We start from the raw sequence: 25680 nt of genomic DNA, 5'->3' as shown, positions 1-25680 counted from the left end.
ATTAGTAAGCAGAAATGGCAATAAGCCCGCTGATTCTGTACCATTCCGCCCCAATACTAATGCCTCATATATATCTAATATGCATTAATTGCGGAGAGTTGGGTGGATTCGGATAACAAAGTCACAAAAGGAATTCTGCTAGCAGGGGGTAGTGGCACACGTCTCTATCCCCTCACGATGGGCGTCTCTAAACAACTGATGCCCGTCTATGACAAGCCGATGGTTTATTATCCGCTTTCTGTGCTGATGCTTGCCGGTATTAGCGAAATCGCTATTATCACGACGCCTGAGGATCAGGCTGCTTTCCAGAAGCTGCTCGGTGATGGAAGCCGTTTTGGTATCGAGCTAACTTATCTGGTGCAGGAGAAACCAAACGGCATCGCAGAAGCCTTTTTAATAGCCGAGCAGTTTATTGCCCACAGCAATGTCTGCTTGGTGCTGGGCGATAATATATTTTACGGTGCTGGCTTTTCGCCCAAACTCAGAACGGCTGCCGCTCAGGACGAAGGGGCCACAGTGTTTGGCTATCAGGTTAAGGATCCAGAACGTTTTGGTGTAGTGGAAGTGGATGAGCATTACAATGCCATTAGCATTGCTGAAAAGCCGGTCAAGCCTAAATCCAATTACGCCGTCACTGGCCTGTATTTCTATGATAGTCAGGTGGTGGATATCGCCAAATCCATCCAGCCCTCTGCCCGGGGCGAGTTGGAAATCAGTTGTATCAACGGGATTTACCTGCAGAAAAAGCAACTGAAAGTGGAAATACTCGGGCGCGGCTTTGCTTGGCTGGATACCGGCACCCACGACAGCCTGATGGAAGCTTCTCAGTTCGTCCAAACCGTGGAGCATCGGCAAGGATTCAAAATAGCCTGCCTGGAAGAAATCGCTTATCTGAATGGGTGGCTCTCATCGGAGCGCATGTTGGAACAGGCTGAACTGCTGGACAAAACTGGCTATGGCGATTATTTACGAAGTTTGGTGAAGGTTTGAGCCAGCAATCTCTACCAAGAATTGTTCATATTTTTGGCCAGACGCCCCATCACTACGTACATATGCGAAAATTTCTGTTGGATGCCATGTTTGAATCAGGAATCGATCAGGTTTTCTGGGCCTGGGCGCTCCCTGGATGTAAGCAATCTTATGAGGGATTTGAGTACTATGAGAATGGTCGTGCTCTGCTGACATGGATGGAGACACAGAGGCAAAGTGTGCGGTTTGTGTTTCATGGGATGTTTGAACGTCAGATTTGGCCCTATCTGACATTTTCTTCTGTGACTGCCCGTTCCAGTTGGGTTTGCTGGGGAGCTGAATTATATCAACATGCGGAGAAAGGACCTACGTTCAAACGTAAGTTGATGAATCTATGTCACAGAGTTGCCTGTAAAAGAATGCTGGACATCTTTCCTCTCAATGCCGGCGACGGCAAGTTAATTGGAGACTATATCGGAGCTAGGCCTTCGGAGCCGCTTCCCTATCCACTGATTGGTGTGGACGTCCAGTCGAAACAAAAAAAAGATCAAACTTTGCGTATATTAGTTGGCAACTCTGCCGCCCCAAGTAATGAGCATGATTGGATTTTTCAGTCTCTTAGTAAGCATGCCAACCAAGATATTGAGTTGATTGTGCCTTTGAATTATGCCGGTAGTGAAGAGTATGTGGCTGAGGTCATCAAACGAGGACATGAACTTTTTGCTGACAAATTTCGGCCCATCACCTCAATGCTAGGCAAGCATGAGTATGATGAATTACTTGCTAAAGTTGATTGTGCCGTCTTTGGTCACATTAGACAGCAGGGGCTGTATGTAGTTTACACAATGCTTAAACATGGGAAAAAAATGTATGTAAGGGGAGCTACCAGCACTTTTACATCCATGAGTTCACTGGGGTTTCACTTGTATGACAGCGATGAGCTCTCAACCCTTACTTTCGAACAGTTCCTAAGCTTTGATAAAGAAAAGCTGAGAATTAACCAGCAATTAATGGAAGAAACTTATAGTGAACAAGCGTTGATTGGAAAATGGCGCCAACGAATGTTGGCGTTGTTTCAACAATACCCTTAACTCTTTGGAAGTTAATGTCAGGAAAAGTCAAATACATAATTGGTTCTGGGTGGTGGTGCGACAAACCCGGAACGCCTATTTCAAACACAGGAAGGGTGCTTCACGGTGATGACGAAATTCGCTCAGCTGACTTTCATCAACTGTGGTACAAGAGTATCTGTGAGAACTCTTCGCCTGAGAAAATAGTGATTGTTGATAGTTGTTCTCCTGTGAAGCCCAATCTTAATGAGTATGACACTAGGATTGAGTTCATCCAACTCAATGAGAATGCTGGTCACTCAACGAGACATAAGGGGAAGTACTGTGGCTGGATGCGTTCAGTGCTTGTCGGATTGAGTTATGCCATGAACAGTGACTGCGAGTACTTTGTTTATGTTGAACAAGATGTTCTGATGAAAGGCAAAGGGCTCATTGAAAGCGAAATCCAGCATATGACGTCTAGATGTCTGTTTGGAAGGCAAAAGGGTTTAGTACAACCACTACAACAATCGATGTTCATAGTGAAAAAAAACTGGATAGAAACTTTTCTTTGTAGGTTGTACAGCATCCGGGCGGCAGACAACAGGATCTCACCTGAGAGGAAGTTTGCTATTGCGAGCTCAAGGTTGTTGTCTTTAATGCCTGAGTTTCTCTTTTGGCAACCTAAACTTAATCATATAGTCGGCAAGTTAACCCATAGGCTACAGACAGCTGTGTTAAAGCTATTCAGAGCCTTCGGAACTTTACGTATGGGATATGGGCGTGAAAGACCAATAGAATTTTCTGACAAGTATTTTTATTTTCAACACGGGAGTCGTGAAGAGTTGACCCAGTATCTGGATTTATCCAATACAAAGCCAACACGATTTGATGAGAGTTCAGATGAGTTATCCTAAAAAGAGAAGTGATTACCTGATTTTTTCCTCCATTGGGGATAGTTCTAATATTTCCTGTTGGTTAGGGGATAGAAATTTCGATCTTTGGTTGGCATATTATGGAGATGATAAATCAGACAAGTTCAGTTCGGATTGCGAATTTTATATACGTAAAAAGGGCGCAAAGTTTCCAAATTTTTACCATCTTTATGGTCAGCTAAAAGATGTGGTACATCAATACAAGTATATTATGATAGCAGATGATGATTTGGTTATCTCCGCAGGAGAGCTGAATAAATTCTTTGATATCATTGATGAACAACAACTATCCTTGGCTCAGCCTGCGTTTGATTTATGCGGAAAAGTTTCCCATAAGGTGACCAAAATGCATTCGTTAAGCAAACTTAGGTATACCAACTTTGTTGAGGTGACCTGCCCGGCTTTTAAAACGACTTATCTGAAGAAGTTTATGAATGTATATGACGAAGAAATAGTCGGTTGGGGCGCGGATTGGTGGTTTAGCAGTATGGTGGAAGAACTGGATGGTTTTCGTAATACAATTGCCATTGTTGATCAGGTGACATGTTTAAACCCTCTGGATAGTACAAAGAAGAATGGGAGGGAGATCGACAGGATCCAGAATACGGAGACAAGACAACAAGTCTGGAGCAAAGTAAAGCAGCATTATGGTCTAAATATTGAAGAGGTAGCCAGACAAAAACAGCGCATACTTAGTTTTGACCCTGTATTGTTACTGAAATATACAAAAATGAGAGCTGGTTGGATAGCGTTAAGGTTATTAGAGCGTATTAATCCCAGATAAGGCCGATTTGACCAAAGAGTTTGACTAATAATAATTTCTTATGAGAACAAATAAGGAAATACATTGACTAACCGCACCCAAGAGAGTGAGACCAGTATAACAGCTCTGCTGCATTACTTGTGGACAAAAAAGCTCTACGTGATACTTCTTCCATTAGCTTTTGGTATATGCACCGCTTTCTGGTCATTAACCCTGCCTAACCTTTACAAGAGCACCGCATTATTGACGCCGGCAGATGGGATGAGTGAGTCTGGCCTGCAAGGATTGACTGGGCAGTTGGGAGGGGTGGCCTCCTTGGCGGGTTTGTCCTTTGGGGCGGCGGGAGGACAGAGTAAGATAGATGTTGCATTAGCTATACTGGAGTCCAGGCAATTCCTATTCGATTTCATCGACAGGCATGAATTGGCGGTTCCCTTACTCGCATCAAAAGAATGGGAGCCAGAAGCAAAAACACTCGAGATCGACCCTGACGTATATGACATAGAGAGTCAAAAGTGGGTGAGAAAGGTTGGCTTTCCACGCCGGCAGGTACCCTCAAAGATGGAGCTTTATGAAACGTTTTTGGGTGTACTGGATGTCGAACAAGATACAACCACTGGAATTGTGACTCTTTCAGTCGTTTTTAAAGACCCTCACCTTGCTCAACATTGGGCAAGCAAGTTGGTTGATGATCTGAATGACAAGATGCGTCGAAGGGAGGTTGATAAGACTCGGAAGAATATAGCTTATCTGAAAGCTCAAGTTGAGAAGACAGAAAACGTAGAAGTTAAACAAGTGTTTTATGATCTAATCCAAGAACAATACAAAAATTTAATGCTGGCAGAGGTGAGAGAAGATTTTGTATTTGACGTAATAGATAAAGCAATAGTGCCAGAGATGAAGGATTCTCCTAAAAGGGCTTTGATGGTGGTGGTAGCTACATTTATTATGGGCTTTTTGGTTGTAGTTGTGTTTTTGATCATGTTTCTTCTTAAAGATGAGAGTAAATATGAGCAAAGCTAGTCAACCAAAGATGGTTTCTTTGAGAAATAAAGTTAGAAATACTCTAGTTGAGATAAACCTCTTTATTCTCAGAAAAATTTTTAAGATTACGATTGGAGTGGATACCATCGTTAGTCTTAAGGCTTTTCTGGATAAGACTAATCCAAAAGGTCTTTCAATCGGCAGTCATAGTTATATTGCAGCTGAGGCTATGGTATTAACTCATGACTATATTAACAAGAAACATTGCCGGACCACTATTGGTGACAATGTTTTCTTAGGCGCCAGATGTATTGTGCTACCAGGTGTTACCATCGTAAGCAATGTAGTGGTAGCCGCGGGTGCAGTAGTAACAAAAGACGTTTTGCAGAGCAATGTAATAGTAGCTGGCAATCCTGCTGAAATAGTTTCCAGCGACCTGAAAATTGGACGTCATGGACAAAAGATGCATTGATTGATGCAGTAATGGAAAACTTAGATAGAAACAATAAGCAAAGGTTCTTCGAACTGTTCTTGCTGATAGCCGTCAGTGTGTTCTTGTTAGTAGACTCTATCAACGGCCTTCTTGTGCTTAAAATGGGAATGCCTAGTGTATTTTCTGTAGTTTTCAAACAAGGAGTTCTGTTATTACTTATTTTCTATGCGCTGCAGTATTCCAGAAAATCTGCCTTGATGATAGGCATAGTACTGTTAGTGGCTCTGGTGTGGGCTTTATTGAGGTTTGTATTGCTAGACAGTGTAGCCTTCTTTTTCTCACTGCAAGAGGCTTTTAAGGCCCTATATTTCTTCTTCGTACTCTTTGCGCTATCGCGTTTTAACAGTGTGAATGAGTTTCATGTGAGATTGGTACTATATGCCTACCTACTAACATTGGTACTTAATGTAGTTTCCTCATATGTTGGTATAGGATACTTTTCATACGGAAATTACGGGGCTAAAGGTTTCTTGTATGGAGGCAACGCCACCTCAAGTATCATTATAATTTGTTCTGCTTACTTTCTGGTCTCAGCATACAGACGGTCAGTCACCTTGTATCTATTGACGTTATCACTAATGCTATTTTTGTCTCTAATTATGGGAACAAAAAGTGGGATATTGGGCGTTTTCTTATGTGCCGTTCTGGTTCTGCTGTTTAACTTTAATGCCAAGACGTTGGCAGTAGTTCTATTATTGGTGTCAGTATTTATTATGCTGGGAGTCACCGTCTTTGACAAAGTATTAGATAGTTCAATAGTCGAGAGGCTTGTATATTTTTATGAAGTAGGTGGGCTAGAGAGAGCTTTGCTGTCTGGCCGTGAGGGTAAATTCATGGTCATAATGCCAACCTTTTTATCTGGAAGCTTACAGTTTATCTTACTAGGTATGCACAATAATGATCTGGAAAGGTTGTCAGAAACCAGAATAGAGTTAGATTTCTTCGACATGCTGGTTTACTTTGGTTTACCTCTTACGCTTTTCATCTTTTTCTTGCACACGATTGTGTTTCTGAAACTCTGGAAATTAAGGAACTCACCAGTCGCTCTGTCTGCACTTATTAGTTCCATTACCCTGCTTTTAGTTTCTTCAGTCGCAGGTCATGTCATGTTCAATGGTATCGTCACCCCCGCGTGGGGAGCCTTTGTGGCTTTAGCCTTATGTGTCGCCAGGAATGAGTTTTCTCGTTGCCAGAGCTTAAATAGTGGGAACATAGTGTCTAATGAATATGGATAAACCCAAAACAGTTGTTTTCGTGTACGGCGAGGGCGGACATAGTGCGCAAATGGCGAGGTTATTCGCCTGTCTCCAACACCATTCAGAGTTGAGCTCCTGCAAGTTTGTTACATTAAACGATACTGACAAGTGTTTTTCCCCGCAGGGTGCCGAAAGGGTTTTGCTCCAACAGGTTAGAAGCAAGTATGGAAGCTTTTCTGTTCTTAAAGCTATATCGTCTGTTGGTTCTGCCTTGTTTTCGGTGGTTGCGTTAATGGGGAGATTGGACTGTCGTATTCTTATATCAACAGGGCCCGGTATCGCCATTGTCCCTGCTTTAATGTTCAGATTGATGGGGAGACAAGTTATTCATGTTGAAACCTGGAGTCGATTCAATACTTGCTCATTTAGCGGGAAAGTGATGTATCGTCTTTCTACTAAGTTTTACGTACAAAACAAGGAGCAGCTCAGGCGTTATCCCAAAGCTGTTTGGAGTGGAAGACTTTGAATGTCTTTGTAACTGTCGGGACAACACGTTTTGACGAGTTGTTTGAGGCCTTGTACCAAGAAAAAAAACCTAATTGGAAGTTAGTCTGTCAGACTGCGAATCCAGCAATATTCTATCCAGAGATGATCTGCTTTGATTATGCGAATGACATTGATAAGTATATTGAAGTTGCAGATGTTGTCGTGACCCATGCTGGTGCAGGTTCTGTTTATTCCTTACTGGAAAAGAATAAAAAACTTGTCGTAGTGCCCAACCTCTATCGTATAGACAAGCACCAATCGGATCTGGCTGAGTATGTCCATAAAGAGAGATATGCTATCTCGTGTTTTAATATGTCTGACTTGGGTGATTGCATAGAGTTAGCAAGGACATTTCAATCACAGAAATACAGGAAAGTCGAGTTTTTCAAGGGCGAAGAGATCTCAGCTATCATCAATCAGGTATTACACCAATGAGAGCTTATTGGACGGCGTCACTAGAGGAACGTGCCTGAAGGTGAAAAAGAAGATCCTTGTTCTCTCAAATATGTACCCGTCAGAGAGAGATTCCTCTTACGGGAACTTTGTAGAAAGAATTGTGAACCACTTAGAGTTTTCTGGATTCGATGTGGAAATCTGCGCTATCCATGGGCGGTCAACCAGTCGTATAGGGAAACTCGCAAAGTATACTTGTTTCTACTTGTCATCTCTGATAAGGCTAACTCATACGAACCGAACGATTTATGTCCACTATATTGCCCACTCTTCTTTATCAACCGTTATTGTTTCACTTTTCAGGAGCCTGGACATAGTCGCCCATTGTCATGGGGGAGATGTGATTGCCCCTGCGGGGCAATCAAGAGTGACAAGCAAGTTCAAGGTATGGTTGGCCAGCAATCTGTTGCGAAAGGCGAGGAAAGTAGTGGTTCCCTCCCAATATCTAAAGAAGTTCATGCAACAAGAATATTTGATAGACGAAGAAAGATTGGTGGTAAGTCCCTCCGGGGGAGTTGATCTCAGTTACTTCAGCCCCTGCGATCCTAGAGAGCTTCTGAAGCATAACGCTCATTATGGATATGTGGGCAGGTTGGATAAAGGTAAGGGATTGGATACGCTGATCGAAGCTTTCAAAGAATTCACAAAAAATAGTAATGGAGTTCGTCTCTCGATAGTCGGAACAGGTCAGTTCAGCAAAGAGTACAAAAAGCTCGCTGGCTCGCTATTAGGACATTCCATCAACTTTTTGGGTCCAATGAAGCACAATGAACTGGTTTCATTCTATCAGTCTCTGGATTATCTGGTTTTCCCGTCAGAGCTCAATGAGAGCTTGGGGCTAGTCGGAATAGAGGCGATGGCCTGCCGTGTTCCGGTGATAGGTACTAACTTGGGAGGGATGTCAGACTACCTGATACCAAGTATAAATGGATTTCAATTCGAGGCTGGATCGGTTAAAAGCTTGTGCGAGACACTTGAATTAAGCTTAAACCTTACAGAGGAAGAGTGGGCAAGAATGGCAGATCAGGCGCTTGAAACCTCAAAACTCTACGATTCCAGACGTGTCCAAATAGAGCTATCCGAACTGTTTATCAATCTTAACATCGCTAACTAGATTTCAAAGCCGGGTTTATAGGCAGGAGAGTCTTGTCCACTAACTACTACTAAAAAGTTTTAATGCTTTGGGATGATTGTTCATCCGCTTATCTTGGGTCATCATCAACGAGTTATAACCAACAAACAACAAGACAAACAGGCTCAGGCTGAGATGTTCAGGAATCTGATAAAACTGCAGTAAGATTCCGGAAATGCTAAAGCTTACTGCTGCAAAGGCGATGATGATCGTGGTCTTGGTAGAAGATAAGCCATTATATAACAATACATGGTGTAAATGATCGCGGCTGGCCCGCAGGGGGGATATGCCGGCCATAATACGCCTTGCCATTACAGACACCATATCCATCACTGGAATGGCAACCAGCCACAGTACTGTCACCGGCTGAATAAAAGCCTGTTTCCCCTGAGTGCAGTAGGCCAGCAACCAGATTACGGTCAGTCCAATCAGCATGCTACCCGCGTCGCCCATAAATACCTTATAGCGGCCATTCTTGAACTGCCCTAGGTTAAAGAACAGAAATGCGAAAATGGCACCAAAGAACATGGCTGGTAGGTCTGTTGACAGGCCAACACCTGCCAGCATTGCCAGCACACCAATGGCGATAAAGGTATTGAGGCTTAAAGAACCCACCAGCCCGTCGACGCCGTCGGTCATATTAAAGGCATTGATGGAAGCAACCACCGCCAGCAGGGTAAACAGTGGTCCGAATAATCCAAGATTAATATTACCGGTGCCAAACAGGTTGCCGAGGTCTGAGATATACTGCTCGGCACCAAATACCATCAGCGAGGCTATTAGAAACTGGCCGACTAGCCTTAGTCCGGCGTCCAGATCATAGAAGTCGTCCAATGCTCCAATCAGCACCATAAAAGCGGTGGAAATCAGATAGAGCTTGTAGTTAGTGTCAAACTGAACAAATAAGAAGCTGGAGAAACAGATGGCTGCATAAATGGCCAGCCCGCCAACCAGTGGTACCTCTCCGGTATGTTGCTTTCTCGAGCAAGGTCTGTCGACCAGGCCAAAACCAATGGCCAGCGGGCGAAAGGTCAGAACACAAAGAAACGAAGTACAGAATGCAACCAGAACGATTAATGAGGTGCTTAACACGATAGAACTCTTAGAAAAATTGGGAAAAAAAATGAGTCGGGAATAAAAACAGTGCTGTTAAGTCCTGCCCACGACCTTCCTTCCCTGGCCATGGCAGCGCAATTCTAAGAGAAGGGTGGGTTTTATTCAAGCTGGGCAAGGTCATGTTCACCTGTTGATTTAAGTTTTATTATTTGTTCTGTAAACTCCCCGCCACTCCAACGGTATAGTGGCCCGGGCATTGCTTGGTACTTTTATAGAATACTATTCGATTCCAAGATGTTACTAAATGAAATTTTTGTTGTTAATTTGCATACCTGAGTCAGCGTAAGGAAACCCAATGAAAGTAACAGTATTCGGCGTAGGCTACGTAGGACTGGTGCAGGGCGCCGTATTGGCAGAGGTGGGCCACAAGGTGGTGTGTGTGGATGTGGATCAGGCCAAGGTGGACAAGCTCAACCAGGGCGGCATTCCTATCTATGAGCCGGGTCTGGAGCCTCTGGTTAAGCAAAATGTGGAAGCGGGTCGTCTGAGCTTCACCACAGACGCCAAAACCGGCGTCGAGCATGGCGAGGTGATCTTTATTGCGGTGGGCACCCCACCCGATGAGGACGGTTCAGCAGACCTGAAGTACGTGCTGACTGTGGCCTCTACCGTGGCTGAACACCTGAACGGCCATAAAATAGTGGTGACCAAATCCACTGTGCCGGTGGGCACGGCAGACAAGGTGCGGGCCACGTTAGGCGATAAACTCTCCTCTTTGGGTAAGTCGCCCACCTTTGATGTGGTGTCCAACCCGGAATTCCTGAAAGAAGGCGCGGCGGTCAATGACTGTATGCGCCCGGATCGTATTATTCTGGGCACCGACTCGGCTTTGGCGCAGAAGAAACTGCGTCAGCTCTATGCCCCCTTTAACCGCAATCACGACAAGGTGATTGTGATGGACGTGCGCAGCGCCGAACTGACCAAGTACGCGGCCAACTGCATGCTGGCCACCAAGATCAGCTTTATGAACGAGATGGCCTGCCTGGCGGAGAAATTCGGTGCGGATATTGAAAACGTGCGCAAGGGTATCGGCTCGGACCCGCGCATCGGCTATCAGTTTATCTACCCTGGGTGCGGCTACGGCGGCTCCTGTTTCCCCAAGGATGTGCAGGCGCTGGTGCGCAGCGCCAGGGCCGTGGGTCACGACGCCAGTATCCTTGAAGCCGTCGAGGCGGTGAATTACAAACAGAAGGAAAAACTGTTCGGTTATATCCACCAGCATTTTAATGGCGATCTGGCCGGAAAAACTGTCGCTATCTGGGGACTGTCGTTTAAACCCAACACCGACGATATGCGTGAAGCCTCCAGCCGGGTACTGATGGAACAGCTATGGGCGGCGGGCGCCAGAGTTCAGGCCTACGACCCGGAGGCGATGGAGGAAACCCAGCGGATTTACGGCCACCGGGCCGATCTGTCGCTGATGGGCACCAAGGAAAGCGCCCTCAGCGGCGCCGATATGCTGGTTATCTGTACCGAATGGCAGGTCTTCCGGGCGCCTGACTTCGATTTGATCAAGGAGCGTCTCAGCAACCCGGTCATTTTCGATGGGCGCAACCTGTTTGATCCCGGGCAACTGGCCGAGCAAGGCTTCCAGTATTACGCCATTGGCCGCGGCCTGAGTGTGCAGAGTATCTCGGCCCGCCAGGGCGGGTTGCCGGCATGAACATTCTGGTCACAGGTGCCGCCGGTTTTATCGGCAGCTATGTGTGCCAGCGGCTGCTGGAGCTTGGCCATCAGGTTACCGGCCTGGATAACCTCAATGATTATTACGAGGTGCAGCTCAAGCGGGACAGGCTGGCACGACTGGAGGGGCAAGCCGGCTTTCAGTTTGTCAAACTGGACCTGGCCGACCGTGAAGGCGTTGCCCGGCTGTTTGTCCAGGGGCAGTTCCGGCGGGTGATCCATCTTGGTGCCCAGGCCGGGGTGCGCTACTCGCTGGAAAACCCCATGGCCTACGCCGACAGTAACCTGATTGGCACCCTGACTATCTTGGAAGGCTGTCGTCAATTTGCGATAGAGCATCTGGTCTACGCCTCTTCCAGCTCGGTGTATGGCATGAACAGCAAGATGCCGTTCTCTACCGGCGACAGGGTCGATCATCCGGTGTCGCTATATGCCGCCACCAAAAAGTCCAATGAACTGATGGCCCATACCTACAGTCATCTGTATGGCATCCCCACCACCGGCCTGCGTTTTTTTACTGTGTACGGCCCCTGGGGCCGCCCCGATATGGCCATGTTCCTGTTTACCAAGGCGATAGTGGAAGGCAGACCCATCAAGGTCTTCAACCAGGGTAAAATGCAGCGGGATTTCACCTATATTGAGGACATAGTCGAGGGCATAGTCCGTATTCAGGACAAGGCCCCCGTCGCCAATCCGGACTGGGATGGCCGCGATCCCTCGCAAAGCTCGGCCCCTTATAAACTATTCAATATAGGTAACAACCAGCCAGTGGCCCTGATGGACTTTATCCAAGCCATCGAGCAGGCGTTGGGCAAAGAAGCCATTAAGGAGTTTCTGCCCATGCAGGATGGTGACGTGCCCGCCACCTATGCGGACATCGACGACTTGCAGCAGGCTGTTGGCTTCAGGCCCGCCACTCCCATCGATGTTGGGGTGGAACGATTCGTGCAATGGTTCAAAACGTACTATCAGACAAGTTGAACACAGGATTGCTTAAATGAATGTAAGAAAAGCTGTTATTCCGGTTGCCGGTCTTGGCACCCGCATGTTGCCCGCCACCAAGGCTATTCCCAAGGAGATGCTGCCGGTAGTGGACAAGCCCCTGATTCAGTATGTGGTCAGCGAATGTATCGCCGCCGGCATTAAGGAAATCGTACTGGTCACCCATGCCAGTAAAAACAGCATAGAGAACCATTTTGATACCAGCTTCGAGCTGGAAGCCACCCTGGAGAAACGGGTCAAACGCCAGTTGCTGGACGAAGTGCAATCCATTATTCCCGACGATGTGACCATTATGCACGTGCGTCAGGGAGTGGCCATGGGCCTGGGGCACGCCATCCTCTGTGCCCGCCCGCTGGTGGGGGAAAATCCCTTTGCGGTGGTGCTGCCCGATGTGCTGATCGACGAGGCCAGCAGTAATCACCGCACCGACAATCTGGCCGAGATGTCACGGCGTTTCGAAGAGAGCCAGACCAGTCAGATCATGGTGGAAAAAGTGCCTCATGAATTGATCAGCCAGTTTGGTGTAGTGGATCTGAACGGCAAGGATCTCAAACCCGGCGAGTCGGCGCCTATTCTCAAGATGGTGGAAAAACCCAAAGCAGAGGAGGCTCCTTCCGATCTGGCGGTGGTGGGTCGTTACGTGCTCTCGTCCAATATCTGGGACATGCTGGACTTTACCCCTCCGGGTGCCGGCGGCGAAATCCAGCTCACCGATGCCATCGCAGCGCTGATCAAAACCGAACCGGTGGAAGCCTATTACATGAAAGGCAAGAGCCATGACTGCGGCAGCAAGCTGGGCTATATGAAAGCCAATGTCGAATACGCCCTGCGTCACCCGACCCTGGGTAAGGACTTTGCCGACTACCTCAAAGGTTTTACGGCTTAACCCTGTCAGTTTTTATCTGCACAAACGCTGCTGCGTAGGCAGCGTTTTTGTTTTATCGCCGGTTTCCCTCAAGGCTTTGTCCTGATCCTGTTTCACCAGCATGTGGTAATTGTTATAAAGGGTGAAACAGCGAGGAGACGCAAAAATGGTAAAAATTCTGGCCTTTTCCGGCAGTGCCCGACAGGCATCCTTTAATCAGAAACTGGCAGCCATCGCCGCCAAAGGGGCGAGGGAGGCCGGGGCAGAGGTGACCCTGATTAATCTTGGGGACTATCCCATGCCCATCATCAACCAGGACGAACATGAAGCACATGGCCTGCCACCTAAGGCCCGGGAGCTGAAACAGCTGCTGCTGGAACACGACGGACTGCTTATCGCCTCTCCAGAGTACAACAGCGCCTTTTCGCCTCTGCTGAAAAATGCCATCGACTGGACATCCCGCACGGAGCGGGAAGGGGAGTCCCCGCTCCAGGCGTTCAATGGTAAATATGCCGCCATTATGTCTGCCTCCCCCGGTGCCCTGGGGGGGCTGCGCGGACTGGTCTTTTTGCGCATGCTGCTGCAGAACATCAACGTAACCGTCCTGGCGACCCAGCGGGCCATCGGTCAGGCGGGCAGTGCCTTCGACGAGCAGGGGCAACTGAAAGACAGCAAACAACAACAAGCCATTGAGGGAATTGGTGCCGAGCTGGCCAAAACCCTGGCGAAACTCAGAGACTGATGCCCATGCCGGATAACGATGCGCTTATTCATGCCATGTTGCTGGACGGGCAGGGGAGTGGCCGGGATCTGGACTGGGCGGCCGTCAATCGGTGGCAGCCGGAACAGGGTATTCTCTGGGCGCACCTGGATTACAGCCAGTCCCAGGCTGAGAAATGGCTGACTGAGGAGTCGGGGCTGGATCCCATCGTTTACGAGGCCCTGCTTAGCGGTGAAACCCGCCCCCGGGCGACCCGGTACAAGAACGGCCTGCTGCTGGCGCTGCGGGGTGTCAACCTGAATCCGGGCGCGGAGCCTGATGATATGGTCTCACTGCGCCTTTGGGTGGAACCTGGACGGGTCATCAGCACCCGCAAGCGAAAGCTGTTGTCGGTGACCGATGTGGCCAATGAGCTGCGGGCCGGTGAAGGCCCATGCGCAGCCGATGGGATATTGCTGGCCCTGTTGGAGAAACTGATTCTGCGCATGTCGGATACGGTGGATAATTTCGAGGACTGCGTGGCTGACTTCGAGGAAAGGGCGCTGGAAGTGCAGGATGCACAAATGCGCATGGACCTGGCCAAGGTACGTCGCCAAATCATTTCCCTGCGACGCTATCTGTCGCCCCAGCGCGAGGCCATCTCGCAGCTTCTCACTGAAAAAGTCGACTGGTTTGACCCTGAGTTCAAGTTGCGCATGCAGGAAACCCAGGACAGGCTTATCCGCCATATTGAGGATCTGGATGCGGTACGGGAACGGGCCGCCGTCACCCAGGAAGAGATAGGCAATCATCTGGCCGAACAAATGAACAAGCGCATGTATGTGCTGTCCATCGTCGCTGCGTTTTTCCTGCCGCTGGGTTTTCTGACCGGTTTGCTGGGGATCAACGTCGGCGGGATACCGGGAGCGGAAAGTGATCTCGGTTTTGGCGTATTTATCGTCTTGCTAATATTGATCCTGACGTTGCAGATCCTCTGGTTCAGGAAAAAGGGCTGGCTGTAACAGGGCCACAGCCGGGAAACAGGTGTTGGGGAATCCGGCCATTTGTCGCCGAGTCGGGTAGGTTGGTCCTGTTGGCCTCCCTGTCTACCTTGATTTATTTACCGGGTCCCCCATAGTAGGTATCAGGAATACTAAACCCTGACCTGCTGTGCAACCGACCTTATATCCGCTACCTCTGACTTACCGGCATATCGCAGCTTATCTGCTGACTGTGCTGCTGTGTCTGTTATCGGTGGAGACACAGGCCGGCCAGGTCGACGCCGACAACCCCAAGCTGTTATCGGGACTGGCTTTCGATTCTGCTGCTGAGGGGCTCCCTCTGCAGACAGACAATGACGACCAGGATACGGTCTGCCATGCGAGTCAATCCTTACCCACTGGCATAGCGCTTGCGAGTTTTCCATGCATACAGGCCGAATATCTTGCCGGCCGCAGCCTGACTCAGGCCAGGGCCCCTCCCGCTTTTCTCTGAAACACGTCATTTTTCCCCACCTGCCTATTGGCTGGGGAGTCACCCTGTTTAATTTGTTTTGGAGAAAGCTCATGAGCTTTAAAGCCCTGAAAACCCATAGTCTGAACAATGTGCTGCAGTTTGCTGCCAGCACCAGTGCCGAACCCCTGACCTTGGAAAGTCCAGCCTGGAAAGTGGTAACCGACTTTACCCGTCGCAACCCGCAAATAATCGACAAGGACGTGTCTGTGGATCAGACCCTGTTTATGATGAAAAAGGGCCATGTAAAATCCTTGTTGGTGGTGGATGCGGATCACCAGTTTCTTGGTGTGATCAGCTTTGCCGATTTGACCAGTCGCAAGGTGCTGATGATCGCTGCGCAAAAAGGCCTGGAACGGCAGGACTTGTGTGTGGAAGATCTGATGGTGACCCGTGAGCATCTGCACGGTATTCCCTATGACAGGATCCTGAATGCCTGCATTGGTGATGTGGTGCATACCCTGCGTACGTTGGGCGAACAGCATATTCTGCTGGTCGATCGGGATGAGAAAATCCGCGGGTTGATATCTGCCGCAGATATCGCCCGGGCCCTGCATATTCCGCTGGATATCGCGCCCAAGGCCCACAGCTTTAAGGATATCTTCGATGTGTTGCACGAGCACCGCGAACTGGCGTAATTGCTAGAAGTTCACAGGAGGATCGACAAGAGGTAGCCCGGATGGAGCAAAGTCCAATCCGGGAAGTTTGGTCCCGCAAACCGCTTTGCTGCCTGTGCGAAACAGGCTGGGCAGTAAAGCTCACAATAAGCCCATAATTCAGAACCAAAGAGTCTGTAGCCAAAGCCGCCTTCGGCCTGTCATTCAAGCGGGAAATCCGCTAAAATCCGCCTCCTTTGAATTTGTCGAGCTAATTCAGATTTATGTTTGAAATCAATCCGGTAAAAAACGCTATAGCGGATATCCGGGAGCGCACCGACGCGCTCAGGGGGTATCTTTGACTTCGATCAGAAGCGCGAACGCCTAGAGGAAGTCAGCCGCGAGCTGGAAAGCCCTGATGTCTGGAACGAGCCAGAGCGCGCTCAGGCTCTGGGTAAGGAAAAGGCTGCCCTGGAAAAAGTGGTGGACACCATCGTCGGCCTGGAAAAAGGCACCGAAGACGTGGAGGGGTTGCTGGAACTGGCTATTGAAGCCGAGGATCAGGAAACCTTCGACGAAGCAGAAGCTGAGCTGCAAACCCTGCTCAACCAACTGGAAGATCTGGAATTCCGTCGCATGTTCTCAGGCCCCAACGATGCCAACGACTGTTACCTGGATATCCAGTCCGGTTCCGGCGGTACCGAGGCTCAGGACTGGGCCAATATGATGCTGCGTATGTACCTGCGTTGGGGCGAGGAACACGGTTTCAAAACAGAACTGATTGAAGTCTCCGAAGGAGAAGTGGCCGGTATTAAAAGTGCCACCATCCGTTTCGAAGGCGAATATGCCTTCGGCTGGCTGCGCACCGAAACCGGGGTCCACCGCTTAGTACGTAAGTCTCCCTTTGATTCGGGTAACCGCCGTCATACCTCCTTTGCCTCGGCCTTTGCCTATCCGGAAATCGACGATGATATCGAGATCGATATCAACCCTGCCGATTTGCGCATTGACACCTACCGGGCGTCCGGCGCCGGTGGTCAGCACGTCAACCGGACGGACTCTGCGGTGCGTATCACCCACATTCCCAGCGGCATCGTCGTGCAGTGTCAGAACGACAGATCCCAGCACAAGAACAAGGATCAGGCCTTCAAGCAGCTCAAGGCCAAGCTGTATGAAATGGAACTGATGAAGCAGAACGAGCAGAAACAGGCCCTGGAAGAGGGTAAGTCCGATATAGGCTGGGGCAGTCAGATCCGCTCCTATGTACTGGACGATGCACGCATCAAGGATCTGCGTACCGGGGTGGAAACCCGCAATACCCAGGCCGTCCTTGACGGCGGACTGGACAAGTTTATTCAAGCCAGCCTGAAATCAGGCCTGTAAGCAGGCCGGTAGGAAACGCACTATGACCGATATCCAACAAGACGAAAACAAGTTGATTGCCGAGCGCCGCGCAAAACTGACGGACATCCGCGGTAAATGCAAGGCCAACGCCCATCCCAATGATTTTCGTCGTGAGCATTACAGCCAGGACCTGCAGAGCGAGTTCGGCGAATTCGACAAGGAGCAGTTGGCGTCACTGGCCAAGCCGGTGAGCGTAGCGGGCCGCATCCTGGCCAAACGCGGGCCTTTTCTGTTGCTGCAGGATATGAAAGGCAGAATACAGGCCTATGCCAGCAAGGAGGCTCAGCAGGTCATTAAGGAACGTTATGGCAGCCTGGATATCGGCGATATCATAGGCGTCAGCGGCGCGTTGCATAAATCCGGCAAGGGGGATTTGTATGTGGACATGGCAGAGTTCCAACTGCTGACCAAGTCACTGCGTCCGCTGCCGGAAAAATTCCATGGCCTGGCCGATCAGGAAACCAAATATCGCCAGCGCTACGTGGATCTGATCATGAGCCAGCAGACCCGTGAAACCTTCCGGGTACGCAGTAGAATCGTCAATGGTATCCGTAAGTTTCTCACTGAGCGTGACTTTATGGAGGTCGAGACCCCCATGTTGCAGGTCATTCCCGGTGGCGCATCGGCCAAGCCATTTGTCACTCACCACAATGCACTGGATATTGAAATGTACCTGCGTATTGCCCCTGAGCTGTACCTCAAGCGTCTGGTGGTGGGTGGTTTTGAGCGGGTGTTTGAAATTAACCGCAACTTCCGCAACGAAGGTTTGTCGACCCGGCACAATCCAGAGTTCACCATGCTGGAGTTTTACCAGGCCTATGCGGATTACCATGATCTGATGGATCTGACCGAAGAAATGCTGCGCTTCCTGGCTCAGGACGTACTGGGCACTACAGTAGTGACCAGCACGGTCAGGGACAATGACGGCAATGTGCTCAAAGAGAAACAGTATGACTTTGCCCAGCCGTTTGCCCGCCTGAGTATGAGTGAGGCCATTCTTAAGTACTGGCCTGAAGCCGACGAAGTGGCCATCCGTGATCCGGAAAATCATCTGGATAGGCTCAAGGCCATGGCCAAGAAACTGCATATCAAAGAGCCGGATGTCGACGGCGTCTGGGGCGCCGGTAAGTACCTGTGCGAAATCTTCGAGGCCACGGCCGAGGAGCAACTGGATCAGCCGACCTTTATCACCGAATATCCCTGGGAGGTCTCGCCGCTTGCCCGTCGCAACGATGATAATCCCTTTATCACCGATAGGTTTGAGTTCTTTGTCGGCGGCCGTGAACTGGCCAATGGTTTCTCTGAGCTCAACGATGCCGAGGATCAGGCTGCCCGTTTCCGCAAGCAGGTGGAAGAAAAAGAGGCCGGTGACGATGAAGCCATGCATTTTGACGATGATTACATCCGTGCACTGGAATACGGTTTGCCGCCCACCGCAGGCGAAGGTATAGGTATCGACCGCCTGGTGATGCTGTTCACCGACAGTCCGACCATCAAGGATGTGATCCTCTTCCCTCATATGCGTCCGCAAAGCGGCGAATAATCCTCGCCTGTTATTGCCAGCGACAGCCGCCTTCGGGCGGCTTAATTGTTTTTACCGCAATACTTTGAAAAACAACCATTTCTGCCTATGTTCAATAAGTGCCGGTTACTATTTTCGGGTGTCCGGCACAGCCCTTCCTTGTGATGAACAACAGGTGTAACCATGAAAAAGCTATCTATCCTTTGTGCTTCCCTGATGCTGACCGGCCAGTCAGTGTTTGCCGATACCATTAGCATTCGTGCCGATGAATGGTATCCCATTAACGGCGAACCGGGCGCGGCCAAGCCCGGCTTTATGATTGAACTGGCGGAGAAGGTCTTCGGTGCCGCCGGCCATACGGTTGATTACAAACTGATGCCCTGGGAGCGGGCATTGGATTCGGTGCGTAAAGGCGACTTCGATTGCGTGGTGGGAGCCTACAAGGAAGACGCACCGGATTTCGTCTTTCCCGATGAGTTCTGGGGCTATGACGACACGGCCTTTTTCACCCGCAGCGGGCACAACTGGTCGTTCGATGGTCTGGATTCCCTGTTGACCCAGAAGGTGGCGGTCATCAACGGTTATGCCTACGGGGATGAACTGGATGCCCTGATTGAGGCCAACCCTGGTGTCTTCCAGGGGCTGGGGGGCAACGATGCTCTGGAAAAGAACATCAAGAAGCTCGAAGCGGGCAGGGTGGATGTGGTAATCGAATCACCCAGCGTGATGCAGGCCAAACTCAAGGATATGGGAGTCAGCGGAATCGGCATGGCCGGTACCATGAACGAGCCTTCTGAGATGTACATCGCCTGCAGCCCGGCCAAGGCCAGTTCCAAAGACTATGTGGCGCTTGTGGATAAAGGCACCCGGGCCTTGAGGGAGTCCGGCGAGCTGGATGCTATTCTGGCCAAATACGGTATGAGCGACTGGAAATAGCAGGTCCGGCCCGACTAGGAGATGCAGATGCCTGTGTCCGAAGGTTCGCGCCAGCCACGCAAAGCCGCAGAGAGGGTCATCTTCCTTTTGACTCTTATCTCTTGGCGCGAGCAATAATGCTTCAATCAGTGACCAGCGCAATCCCAAAGCTAAACCTTAACGGTATAAAAAAGGGAGCCAGGCTCCCTTTTTTCTCAGTGGGAATGGCCGCAGCCGTCCGGGCCGTGCACATGGCCGTGTTCCAATTCCTGTTCGGTCGCGTCACGCACGTCCAGAATTTCCACCTCGAAGTTAAGCGTTACGCCTGACAGGGGATGATTACCGTCCACCACCACTTCGTTGTCTGTCACATCGATGACCATGACGGATTGTTCACCATCATCGGTAGTGGCGCGAAACTGCATACCCACTTCCACATCCATGCCTTCAAACATGGATTTGGGGACCAATTGCACCAGCTCATCGTGACGTTCCCCATAAGCTTTGGCGGGCTCCACCTCCACCTCAAAACTGTCACCGGCAGCCTTGCCCACCAGGGCATCCTCCAGCCCCTGAATCAGGAAGTTGTGGCCATGGATAAAGCTCATGGGTTTCCCTTTCTTGGAGGCATCTATTTGTACCCCCTCAGCCGTGCTGACGGTGTAATTCATGGTGACAACCTTGTTCGGGGATATATTCATCGGCATTCGCTCTGTTAGTTGATTTCATAGGGAAGCGGCAGGACCCGGAAACGGCACTCAGGCTTGTCTTTACTTCTCAGTATATCGCCGGCTTGCGTATCATTGGCCAGCACCGCCAACAGCCAAGTCTGTCCGGCCAAAGTGGCACAGCTTAACACAGTGCCTCCCCGACGCCAGTTTTCGCCCAATTGTATCTCCAGAGTGTCGCCTGCGGCGAGTTCTGTGGCTTCATCGCCGTGCAGGATAAAGCTGGCTCGTTTGTTTCTACCCAGATACTTGGTGCGGGCCACCACTTCCTGACCCATATAGCAGCCCTTGGTAAAACTGATTGCACCCAGAGCCTGCATGTTGAGCATCTGCGGGATAAATTCGTTGCTGGTAGGGGTCTCTATATGGGCATAACCGGCGCGGATATCCAGCACCTGCCATACAGCAGCAGTGGCTTCCAGCGCCTTAAGATCTTTTAGTAGGGTCTCGGCCAGCTCAGGAGTGAGCAATGCCAGATAGCGGGGCTGGGGCTGATCCAAGCGTATCACCAGGCCCCCAGGGCCGCCGGCCCAGCCCAGGTGCATGTCGGGCAGTGCGCCGAGGTGAGTTTCCAGCCACGCAGCCAGGGTTGGCCCTTGGCCGCCGATCGGTATCCATTGGTTTGTCTGATCTTCAATCTGGATCCGGGAAAAGACGCCATATTTCTTCAGCTCTGCTAGTGATCGGGCCATTCCCCCCAGGTGTCCCAGCAGCAGAATATGATCTTCCCGGGCCAGCGTCTGATAAAGGTTCCAGACTTTGCCTTTGGCATCACAATGACAGGCTGGCTGGACCCGGTGCGGTGAAATCTGGCTGAGGTCATTGGTTAACTGGCTTTGCAGATATTTCTGTCGGTCTTCTCCGCTGACACTGATTAAACCCAGATGGGGCAGGGGAGCAATAAACTCCTGCGGTACCCCTTGTTGTGTGTCAGTTGCCGGATTTTCCATCTTCTGCCTGTCCAAATCTGATTGAGGATAGGGCCTTAATGGGGATAATGCGGCGGGATCCAAGATCCCGTTGTGGGTTTGCGCTATGATAACGCAGATAATTTCCAACCTGTCCGGAAAGTTGTAAGGGGAACGGATGTTTACCACGCAGAGAGTCAATCGTGTCAAGTGGGCCTGCCGTCGTGGCATGCTGGAACTGGATGTGCTGTTTCAGCCGTTTTTTGAGCAGGCATTCGGCGATTTGGATGATCAGGACAAGGAAACCTTCGAACGGTTGCTGACCTGTGATGATCCGGATTTGTACGCCTGGGTCATGGGCCACCAACGCTGTGAGGATGCCTTGCTGTCCTCCATGGTGGAGCGCATCGTCAATCGTGTCAAAGTATAGGATCGAGACACAACCCTCGAAGTACCGCCAACGCTTAATTGGCGGCACTTTCTCCTTGCTGCTTGCGTCCCTGTGGCTTTGGCAGCCACAGTCCCTGCCGGGGCAGGTTTGGATCCAGATCGTGCTGAGTATGGTGTTGCTGTGGATGGCTGTACGAATCGCTGCCAAGGCAAGTCCCAGCCGCGTATTCAGCATCAGCGAAGAGGGCCAATGGCAGTGGCTGGATGCCCAGGAAGAAACCATGCAGGTCAATCCGGCTAGCCGCATCACGTCCTGGATGCTGTGGATTCGGCTCGAGTCCAATGTTTCCAACCGCCGTAACTGGGTGTGGATTTACAGAGATTCGGTTCAGTACGCCGATTTCAGACGATTATGTCGTATACTGCAAAGATGTCTTCGTCCGGTGGTCACAAGGGAGCAACATCAGTGAATGTCAGGGAGTTTACCCCCAGTTCGTTACCCGCCATGCCTGCCATGCTGCTTAAGGCGGCCGTAAAGGGTTCACATGTGCAGGATAAACCTGTGTTGCCCAAGGTGGTAATGCGTTGTGAAGGGGTGAGGGCAGGGTCTGAAAAACTACAGCAATATCATCAACTGACAGGATGGGGAAATGCACTGCAGGTCCATCCGGCCTGGCCCCATTGTCTGGCGTTGCCGTTGCAACTGGGGATGTTGTCTGACAAAGACTTCCCTTTTAAGGTGATGGGAATGGTGCATATGGAGAACCGTATCAATCAATTCCGGCCCATTCTTCCTGATGAATCTCTGGATATCGTCTGTCGCTTTGGTGAATTGAAGAAACACCGGCTAGGCTGGCAGTTTTCCCTGCTTACCGAAGCGCGCTCAGCGGGGGAAATTATCTGGCAGGGTGACAGCCGCAGCCTGGTGCGGGCGGGGGAGCCTTCGTCCATGCGCCTGGCTGCCAAGCCTGCCGATCTGCCGACAGGTGAAACCTGGTCCCTGGCCGCCGATCTCGGTCGCCAGTACGCCAGGGTCTCCGGTGACTACAACCCAATCCACCTGTATCCCTGGTCGGCCAGATTGTTCGGCTTCAAGTTACCTATCGTGCACGGAATGTGGAGCAAGGCCCGTTGTATCAGCGCAATTTCGTCCTCCCTACCGGACAGGTTTAGTCTGCAGGTCAGTTTCAGAAAGCCGGTGTTCCTGCCCGCCAGGGTCAGTTTTCATCATCAGCCCGAAAAAGCAGGGCAAGGCGCATTCACGCTGGGGTCTGCGGATGGCAGCCTGTTGCATCTGAGTGGCCGTTATGGCCCGCTGGATCCCCAGGATTGAGTTGAGGTTTCAGCGCCGCAGGTATCGGGCTGGCTCTAAGATGCTGGGCTCGGCTTTATCCAGCATCTGCGGATAGTCCAGGTTATAGTGCAGGCCGCGGCTTTCCTTGCGCTGCATGGCGCAGCGTACTATCAGCTCGGAGACAGTGACCAGGTTGCGCAATTCCAGCAGGTTGTTACTGACCCGGAAGTTGGAATAGTACTCGTCTATTTCCTGCTTGAGCACTTCGATACGGCGCATGGCCCGTTCCAGGCGCTTGTTGGTGCGCACTATCCCCACATAATCCCACATAAAAAGCCGCAGTTCGTGCCAGTTATGCTGGATCACGACTTCCTCATCGGAATTGCTGACCTGACTTTCATCCCAGGGCGCGATGGCTTCCGCCTCGTCTGACTGCCCCAGTCGCGACTGGATATGCTCTGCTGCCGCCCGGGCAAAGACGACGCATTCCAGCAATGAGTTGCTGGCCATGCGGTTAGCCCCGTGCAGCCCCGTATAAGCGACTTCGCCTATGGCGTACAGGTTATCCAGATCCGTCCTGGCATTGAAATCTGTCATCACGCCGCCGCAGCTGTAATGGGCGGCCGGCACCACAGGAATGGGTTCCCGGGTGATATCGATACCCAGCGAGCGGCACTTGCGATGTATGGTGGGGAAATGTTTGATCACAAAGTCTGCCGGCTTATGGCGGATGTCCAGATACATGCAATCCGCCCCGAGGCGTTTCATTTCAAAGTCGATGGCACGCGCCACTACATCACGGGGCGCCAGTTCGGCCAGCTCGTGGAATCTGTGCATAAAGCGGGTGCCGTCCGCGTGGGTCAGATAGGCCCCTTCGCCGCGTAAGGCTTCGGTGATGAGGAAGTTACGGGCCAGGGGGTGGTACAGGCAGGTGGGGTGGAACTGGTTGAATTCCATGTTGGCCACCCTGCAACCGGCACGCCAGGCCATGGCGATACCGTCACCGCTGGACACGTCAGGATTGGAGGTGTACTGGTAGACCTTGCTGGCGCCGCCGGTGGCCAGGGCGACAAAGCGGCTGCGGATCACTTCCACATGTTCGGCGTCGCGGTTCCACACGTAGGCGCCGAGGATGCGTTTTGGCTGCTTTTTACTGCGAATGAGATCCACCGCATTGTATCTTTCCATCAGTTGGATATTGGGATGCTGCAGGACCGCGTCGATAAGTGTGGTTTGCACCGCCCTACCGGTGGCATCGGCCGCATGCAGTATACGCCTGTGGCTGTGCCCCCCTTCGCGGGTCAGGTGATACCTTGCTTCGCCCTGGGCGTCGGTTTCCTGGTCGAAAGGTACGCCGAACTGAATCAGCCATTCAAGGGACTGCTTGGCGTTGGACGCGGTATATTCCACTGCAGCCCTGTCACACAGGCCGGCTCCTGCTATCATGGTGTCTTCAACATGGGAGTCGATTGAATCACCCTCGTCGAAAACGGCCGCGATACCGCCCTGGGCATAGAGGGTCGAGCCTTCGCTGACATTGCTTTTACTCAGCACCAGAATCCTGCAGTGTTCGGCCAGTTTCAGGGCCAGACTGAGTCCGGCGGCACCGCTGCCGATGACTAAGAGATCACATTGATGTTCAACCGCTTGGCTCATGAGGTAAACTATTCAGATTCTGTTGAATTTCGGCATGATACTATCTTAAAGGACAGCAGGATCGGGAGCTTTTTGTGATCGGCTGTTGATTGACGTGAAATCTACCGGCATCTACCGATGCAGATAATCAATTTTAATTCCATGCTTGGGACCCGGCCCCTGCTGAAAAATAATTTCGAACTTTTTCAGCAGGGCAAAGTCTATCTAGGTGCTTGCAAGAGCCAAAGCATCAGAAAAGCAGTACTAAGGGAGATGTGGCTCGGATGAGCGAGCAATATACAGATCAACAATTGGTTGAGAAGGTACAGCAGGGCGACAAGAATGCCTTTAATCTGCTGGTCATAAAGTACCAGCACAAGGTTGCCCATCTGGTGTCCAGATACGTGAAAAATTCCGGAGACGTGGCCGACGTGGCCCAGGAAACTTTCATCAAGGCGTATCGGGCCCTGCCCAGCTTCCGGGGTGACAGTGCTTTTTATACCTGGCTGTATCGAATTGCGGTTAACAGCGCCAAAAATTATCTGGTGGCGCAGGGCAGGAAACCTCCTGCAAATGATGTTGACGCGGAGGAAGCAGATTTTTACGATGGCAGTGATGCGCTTAAGGAGAACAGTTCCCCTGAACGCACCCTGATGTCGGAACAGATGGAGAAGTTGCTGTTTGATACGGTCGACAAGCTCCCTGAGGATTTACGTATGGCCATTACCCTGCGGGAATTGGAAGGCCTGAGTTACGAAGAGATTGCGACTGTGATGGATTGCCCGGTAGGTACGGTAAGATCACGAATCTTCCGTGCCAGGGAAGCCATAGATAAAGTAATTCAACCACTGCTGCAAAGATAAGTGGTGGAAAAGACAAGTGACGCGTTA

The 25680-nt window shown here is 50.6% G+C and carries 28 protein-coding genes; 24 read left to right on the top strand and 4 right to left on the bottom strand.

The features are described 5' to 3' along the window. The first annotated feature begins 102 nt into the window (after positions 1 to 102). From rfbA to J0A66_RS23740, 10 genes are all read left to right on the top strand, one after another. Positions 103 to 990: a glucose-1-phosphate thymidylyltransferase RfbA gene (gene rfbA, locus J0A66_RS19965; RefSeq protein ID WP_206575625.1), complete on the top strand. Its 888-nt coding sequence runs from the start codon at positions 103 to 105 to the stop codon at positions 988 to 990. Continuing rightward, positions 987 to 2060, top strand: coding sequence for a TDP-N-acetylfucosamine:lipid II N-acetylfucosaminyltransferase family protein (locus J0A66_RS19960; RefSeq protein WP_206575624.1), 1074 nt, complete (start codon positions 987 to 989; stop codon positions 2058 to 2060). Before rfbA ends, J0A66_RS19960 begins: the two co-directional genes overlap by 4 nt. A 14-nt stretch (positions 2061 to 2074) precedes the next feature. Next, on the top strand, positions 2075 to 2935 hold the full coding sequence (locus tag J0A66_RS19955; protein WP_206575623.1) for a hypothetical protein: 861 nt from the start codon (positions 2075 to 2077) through the stop codon (positions 2933 to 2935). Then, positions 2922 to 3737 carry a DUF707 domain-containing protein gene (locus J0A66_RS19950; protein WP_206575622.1) on the top strand — a complete coding sequence of 272 codons (816 nt, stop codon included), beginning with the start codon at positions 2922 to 2924 and terminating at the stop codon, positions 3735 to 3737. The genes J0A66_RS19955 and J0A66_RS19950 overlap by 14 nt, the downstream gene beginning before the upstream one ends. A gap of 63 nt (positions 3738 to 3800) precedes the next feature. Further along, the gene (locus tag J0A66_RS19945; protein ID WP_206575621.1) at positions 3801 to 4739 is read left to right on the top strand and encodes a Wzz/FepE/Etk N-terminal domain-containing protein; all 939 of its coding nucleotides are present in this window, start codon (positions 3801 to 3803) and stop codon (positions 4737 to 4739) included. Next, positions 4726 to 5172: an acyltransferase gene (locus J0A66_RS23620; RefSeq protein WP_277603598.1), complete on the top strand. Its 447-nt coding sequence runs from the start codon at positions 4726 to 4728 to the stop codon at positions 5170 to 5172. The genes J0A66_RS19945 and J0A66_RS23620 overlap by 14 nt, the downstream gene beginning before the upstream one ends. Next, the gene (locus J0A66_RS19935; RefSeq protein ID WP_206575619.1) at positions 5169 to 6428 is read left to right on the top strand and encodes an O-antigen ligase family protein; all 1260 of its coding nucleotides are present in this window, start codon (positions 5169 to 5171) and stop codon (positions 6426 to 6428) included. Before J0A66_RS23620 ends, J0A66_RS19935 begins: the two co-directional genes overlap by 4 nt. Continuing rightward, entirely contained in the window at positions 6415 to 6915 is a 501-nt protein-coding gene (gene pssD / locus J0A66_RS23860; RefSeq protein WP_206575618.1) for a PssD/Cps14F family polysaccharide biosynthesis glycosyltransferase, read from the top strand. The genes J0A66_RS19935 and pssD overlap by 14 nt, the downstream gene beginning before the upstream one ends. After that, positions 6912 to 7370: a PssE/Cps14G family polysaccharide biosynthesis glycosyltransferase gene (gene pssE, locus J0A66_RS19925; protein WP_206575617.1), complete on the top strand. Its 459-nt coding sequence runs from the start codon at positions 6912 to 6914 to the stop codon at positions 7368 to 7370. The genes pssD and pssE overlap by 4 nt, the downstream gene beginning before the upstream one ends. Before the next feature lie 40 nt (positions 7371 to 7410). Then, positions 7411 to 8502, top strand: coding sequence for a glycosyltransferase (locus J0A66_RS23740; RefSeq protein ID WP_206575616.1), 1092 nt, complete (start codon positions 7411 to 7413; stop codon positions 8500 to 8502). A 39-nt stretch (positions 8503 to 8541) separates the two neighbouring features. On the opposite strand, the gene wecA is transcribed toward J0A66_RS23740, so the two are convergent. Next, entirely contained in the window at positions 8542 to 9612 is a 1071-nt protein-coding gene (gene wecA, locus J0A66_RS19915) for a UDP-N-acetylglucosamine--undecaprenyl-phosphate N-acetylglucosaminephosphotransferase (protein WP_338143931.1), read from the bottom strand. 319 nt (positions 9613 to 9931) lie between these two features. Here wecA and J0A66_RS19910 point away from each other — a divergent pair, with 319 nt between their 5' ends. The 10 genes from J0A66_RS19910 (at position 9932) to J0A66_RS19865 (ending at position 19856) form a co-directional block, all read left to right on the top strand. Continuing rightward, positions 9932 to 11299: a UDP-glucose dehydrogenase family protein gene (locus J0A66_RS19910; RefSeq protein ID WP_206575615.1), complete on the top strand. Its 1368-nt coding sequence runs from the start codon at positions 9932 to 9934 to the stop codon at positions 11297 to 11299. Further along, positions 11296 to 12300 (top strand): NAD-dependent epimerase, encoded by a 1005-nt coding sequence (locus J0A66_RS19905; protein ID WP_206575614.1) that lies wholly within the window; start codon positions 11296 to 11298, stop codon positions 12298 to 12300. Before J0A66_RS19910 ends, J0A66_RS19905 begins: the two co-directional genes overlap by 4 nt. 16 nt (positions 12301 to 12316) lie before the next feature. Further along, positions 12317 to 13207, top strand: a complete 891-nt coding sequence (gene galU, locus J0A66_RS19900; RefSeq protein WP_206575613.1) for a UTP--glucose-1-phosphate uridylyltransferase GalU — start codon at positions 12317 to 12319, stop codon at positions 13205 to 13207. Between the two features lie 145 nt (positions 13208 to 13352). Next, positions 13353 to 13928, top strand: a complete 576-nt coding sequence (locus tag J0A66_RS19895) for an NADPH-dependent FMN reductase (protein ID WP_206575612.1) — start codon at positions 13353 to 13355, stop codon at positions 13926 to 13928. A 5-nt stretch (positions 13929 to 13933) separates the two neighbouring features. Continuing rightward, positions 13934 to 14908, top strand: coding sequence for a zinc transporter ZntB (gene zntB, locus J0A66_RS19890; protein WP_206575611.1), 975 nt, complete (start codon positions 13934 to 13936; stop codon positions 14906 to 14908). Positions 14909 to 15056: 148 nt separating this feature from the next. After that, a complete protein-coding gene (locus J0A66_RS19885) occupies positions 15057 to 15380 on the top strand; it encodes a hypothetical protein (protein WP_206575610.1) in 324 nt (107 codons plus the stop codon). Positions 15381 to 15451: 71 nt separating this feature from the next. Beyond that, the gene (locus tag J0A66_RS19880; protein ID WP_206575609.1) at positions 15452 to 16036 is read left to right on the top strand and encodes a CBS domain-containing protein; all 585 of its coding nucleotides are present in this window, start codon (positions 15452 to 15454) and stop codon (positions 16034 to 16036) included. Between the two features lie 242 nt (positions 16037 to 16278). Beyond that, positions 16279 to 17377, top strand: a protein-coding gene (gene prfB, locus J0A66_RS19875) for a peptide chain release factor 2 (protein ID WP_206575608.1) whose coding sequence is annotated in 2 segments (ribosomal slippage) — positions 16279 to 16353 and positions 16355 to 17377 — 1098 coding nt in all. Because the reading frame shifts where the segments join, the coding sequence is not laid out codon by codon here. Positions 17378 to 17399: 22 nt separating this feature from the next. After that, positions 17400 to 18941, top strand: coding sequence for a lysine--tRNA ligase (gene lysS / locus J0A66_RS19870; protein ID WP_206575607.1), 1542 nt, complete (start codon positions 17400 to 17402; stop codon positions 18939 to 18941). 162 nt (positions 18942 to 19103) lie between these two features. Beyond that, positions 19104 to 19856, top strand: coding sequence for a substrate-binding periplasmic protein (locus J0A66_RS19865; RefSeq protein WP_206575606.1), 753 nt, complete (start codon positions 19104 to 19106; stop codon positions 19854 to 19856). A 194-nt stretch (positions 19857 to 20050) separates the two neighbouring features. Here the strand turns inward: J0A66_RS19865 and J0A66_RS19860 are convergent, their stop codons facing one another. Beyond that, positions 20051 to 20536, bottom strand: a complete 486-nt coding sequence (locus J0A66_RS19860) for an FKBP-type peptidyl-prolyl cis-trans isomerase (RefSeq protein WP_206575605.1) — start codon at positions 20534 to 20536, stop codon at positions 20051 to 20053. 14 nt (positions 20537 to 20550) lie between these two features. Next, a complete protein-coding gene (gene ygfZ / locus J0A66_RS19855) occupies positions 20551 to 21513 on the bottom strand; it encodes a tRNA-modifying protein YgfZ (protein ID WP_206575604.1) in 963 nt (320 codons plus the stop codon). Positions 21514 to 21649: 136 nt separating this feature from the next. Here ygfZ and J0A66_RS19850 point away from each other — a divergent pair, with 136 nt between their 5' ends. From J0A66_RS19850 to J0A66_RS19840, 3 genes are read left to right on the top strand one after another with little or no spacing between them, the layout of a single operon-like run. Continuing rightward, positions 21650 to 21901 (top strand): FAD assembly factor SdhE, encoded by a 252-nt coding sequence (locus J0A66_RS19850; protein ID WP_206575603.1) that lies wholly within the window; start codon positions 21650 to 21652, stop codon positions 21899 to 21901. Further along, complete coding sequence (locus J0A66_RS19845) at positions 21888 to 22331, top strand: protein YgfX (protein WP_206575602.1); 444 nt, start codon at positions 21888 to 21890, stop codon at positions 22329 to 22331. The genes J0A66_RS19850 and J0A66_RS19845 overlap by 14 nt, the downstream gene beginning before the upstream one ends. After that, the gene (locus tag J0A66_RS19840; protein ID WP_206575601.1) at positions 22274 to 23194 is read left to right on the top strand and encodes a MaoC family dehydratase; all 921 of its coding nucleotides are present in this window, start codon (positions 22274 to 22276) and stop codon (positions 23192 to 23194) included. The genes J0A66_RS19845 and J0A66_RS19840 overlap by 58 nt, the downstream gene beginning before the upstream one ends. A gap of 9 nt (positions 23195 to 23203) precedes the next feature. Here J0A66_RS19840 and nadB read toward each other — a convergent pair whose 3' ends face one another. Beyond that, positions 23204 to 24811 (bottom strand): L-aspartate oxidase, encoded by a 1608-nt coding sequence (nadB, locus tag J0A66_RS19835; RefSeq protein ID WP_206575600.1) that lies wholly within the window; start codon positions 24809 to 24811, stop codon positions 23204 to 23206. A 263-nt stretch (positions 24812 to 25074) separates the two neighbouring features. Here nadB and rpoE point away from each other — a divergent pair, with 263 nt between their 5' ends. Then, positions 25075 to 25653 (top strand): RNA polymerase sigma factor RpoE, encoded by a 579-nt coding sequence (gene rpoE / locus J0A66_RS19830; RefSeq protein ID WP_206575599.1) that lies wholly within the window; start codon positions 25075 to 25077, stop codon positions 25651 to 25653. Positions 25654 to 25680: the final 27 nt, after the last annotated feature.

The organism is Bowmanella dokdonensis (assembly GCF_017254865.1).
GTDB lineage: Bacteria > Pseudomonadota > Gammaproteobacteria > Enterobacterales > Alteromonadaceae > Bowmanella > Bowmanella dokdonensis.
This window is presented reverse-complemented; position numbering and strand designations above follow the sequence as displayed.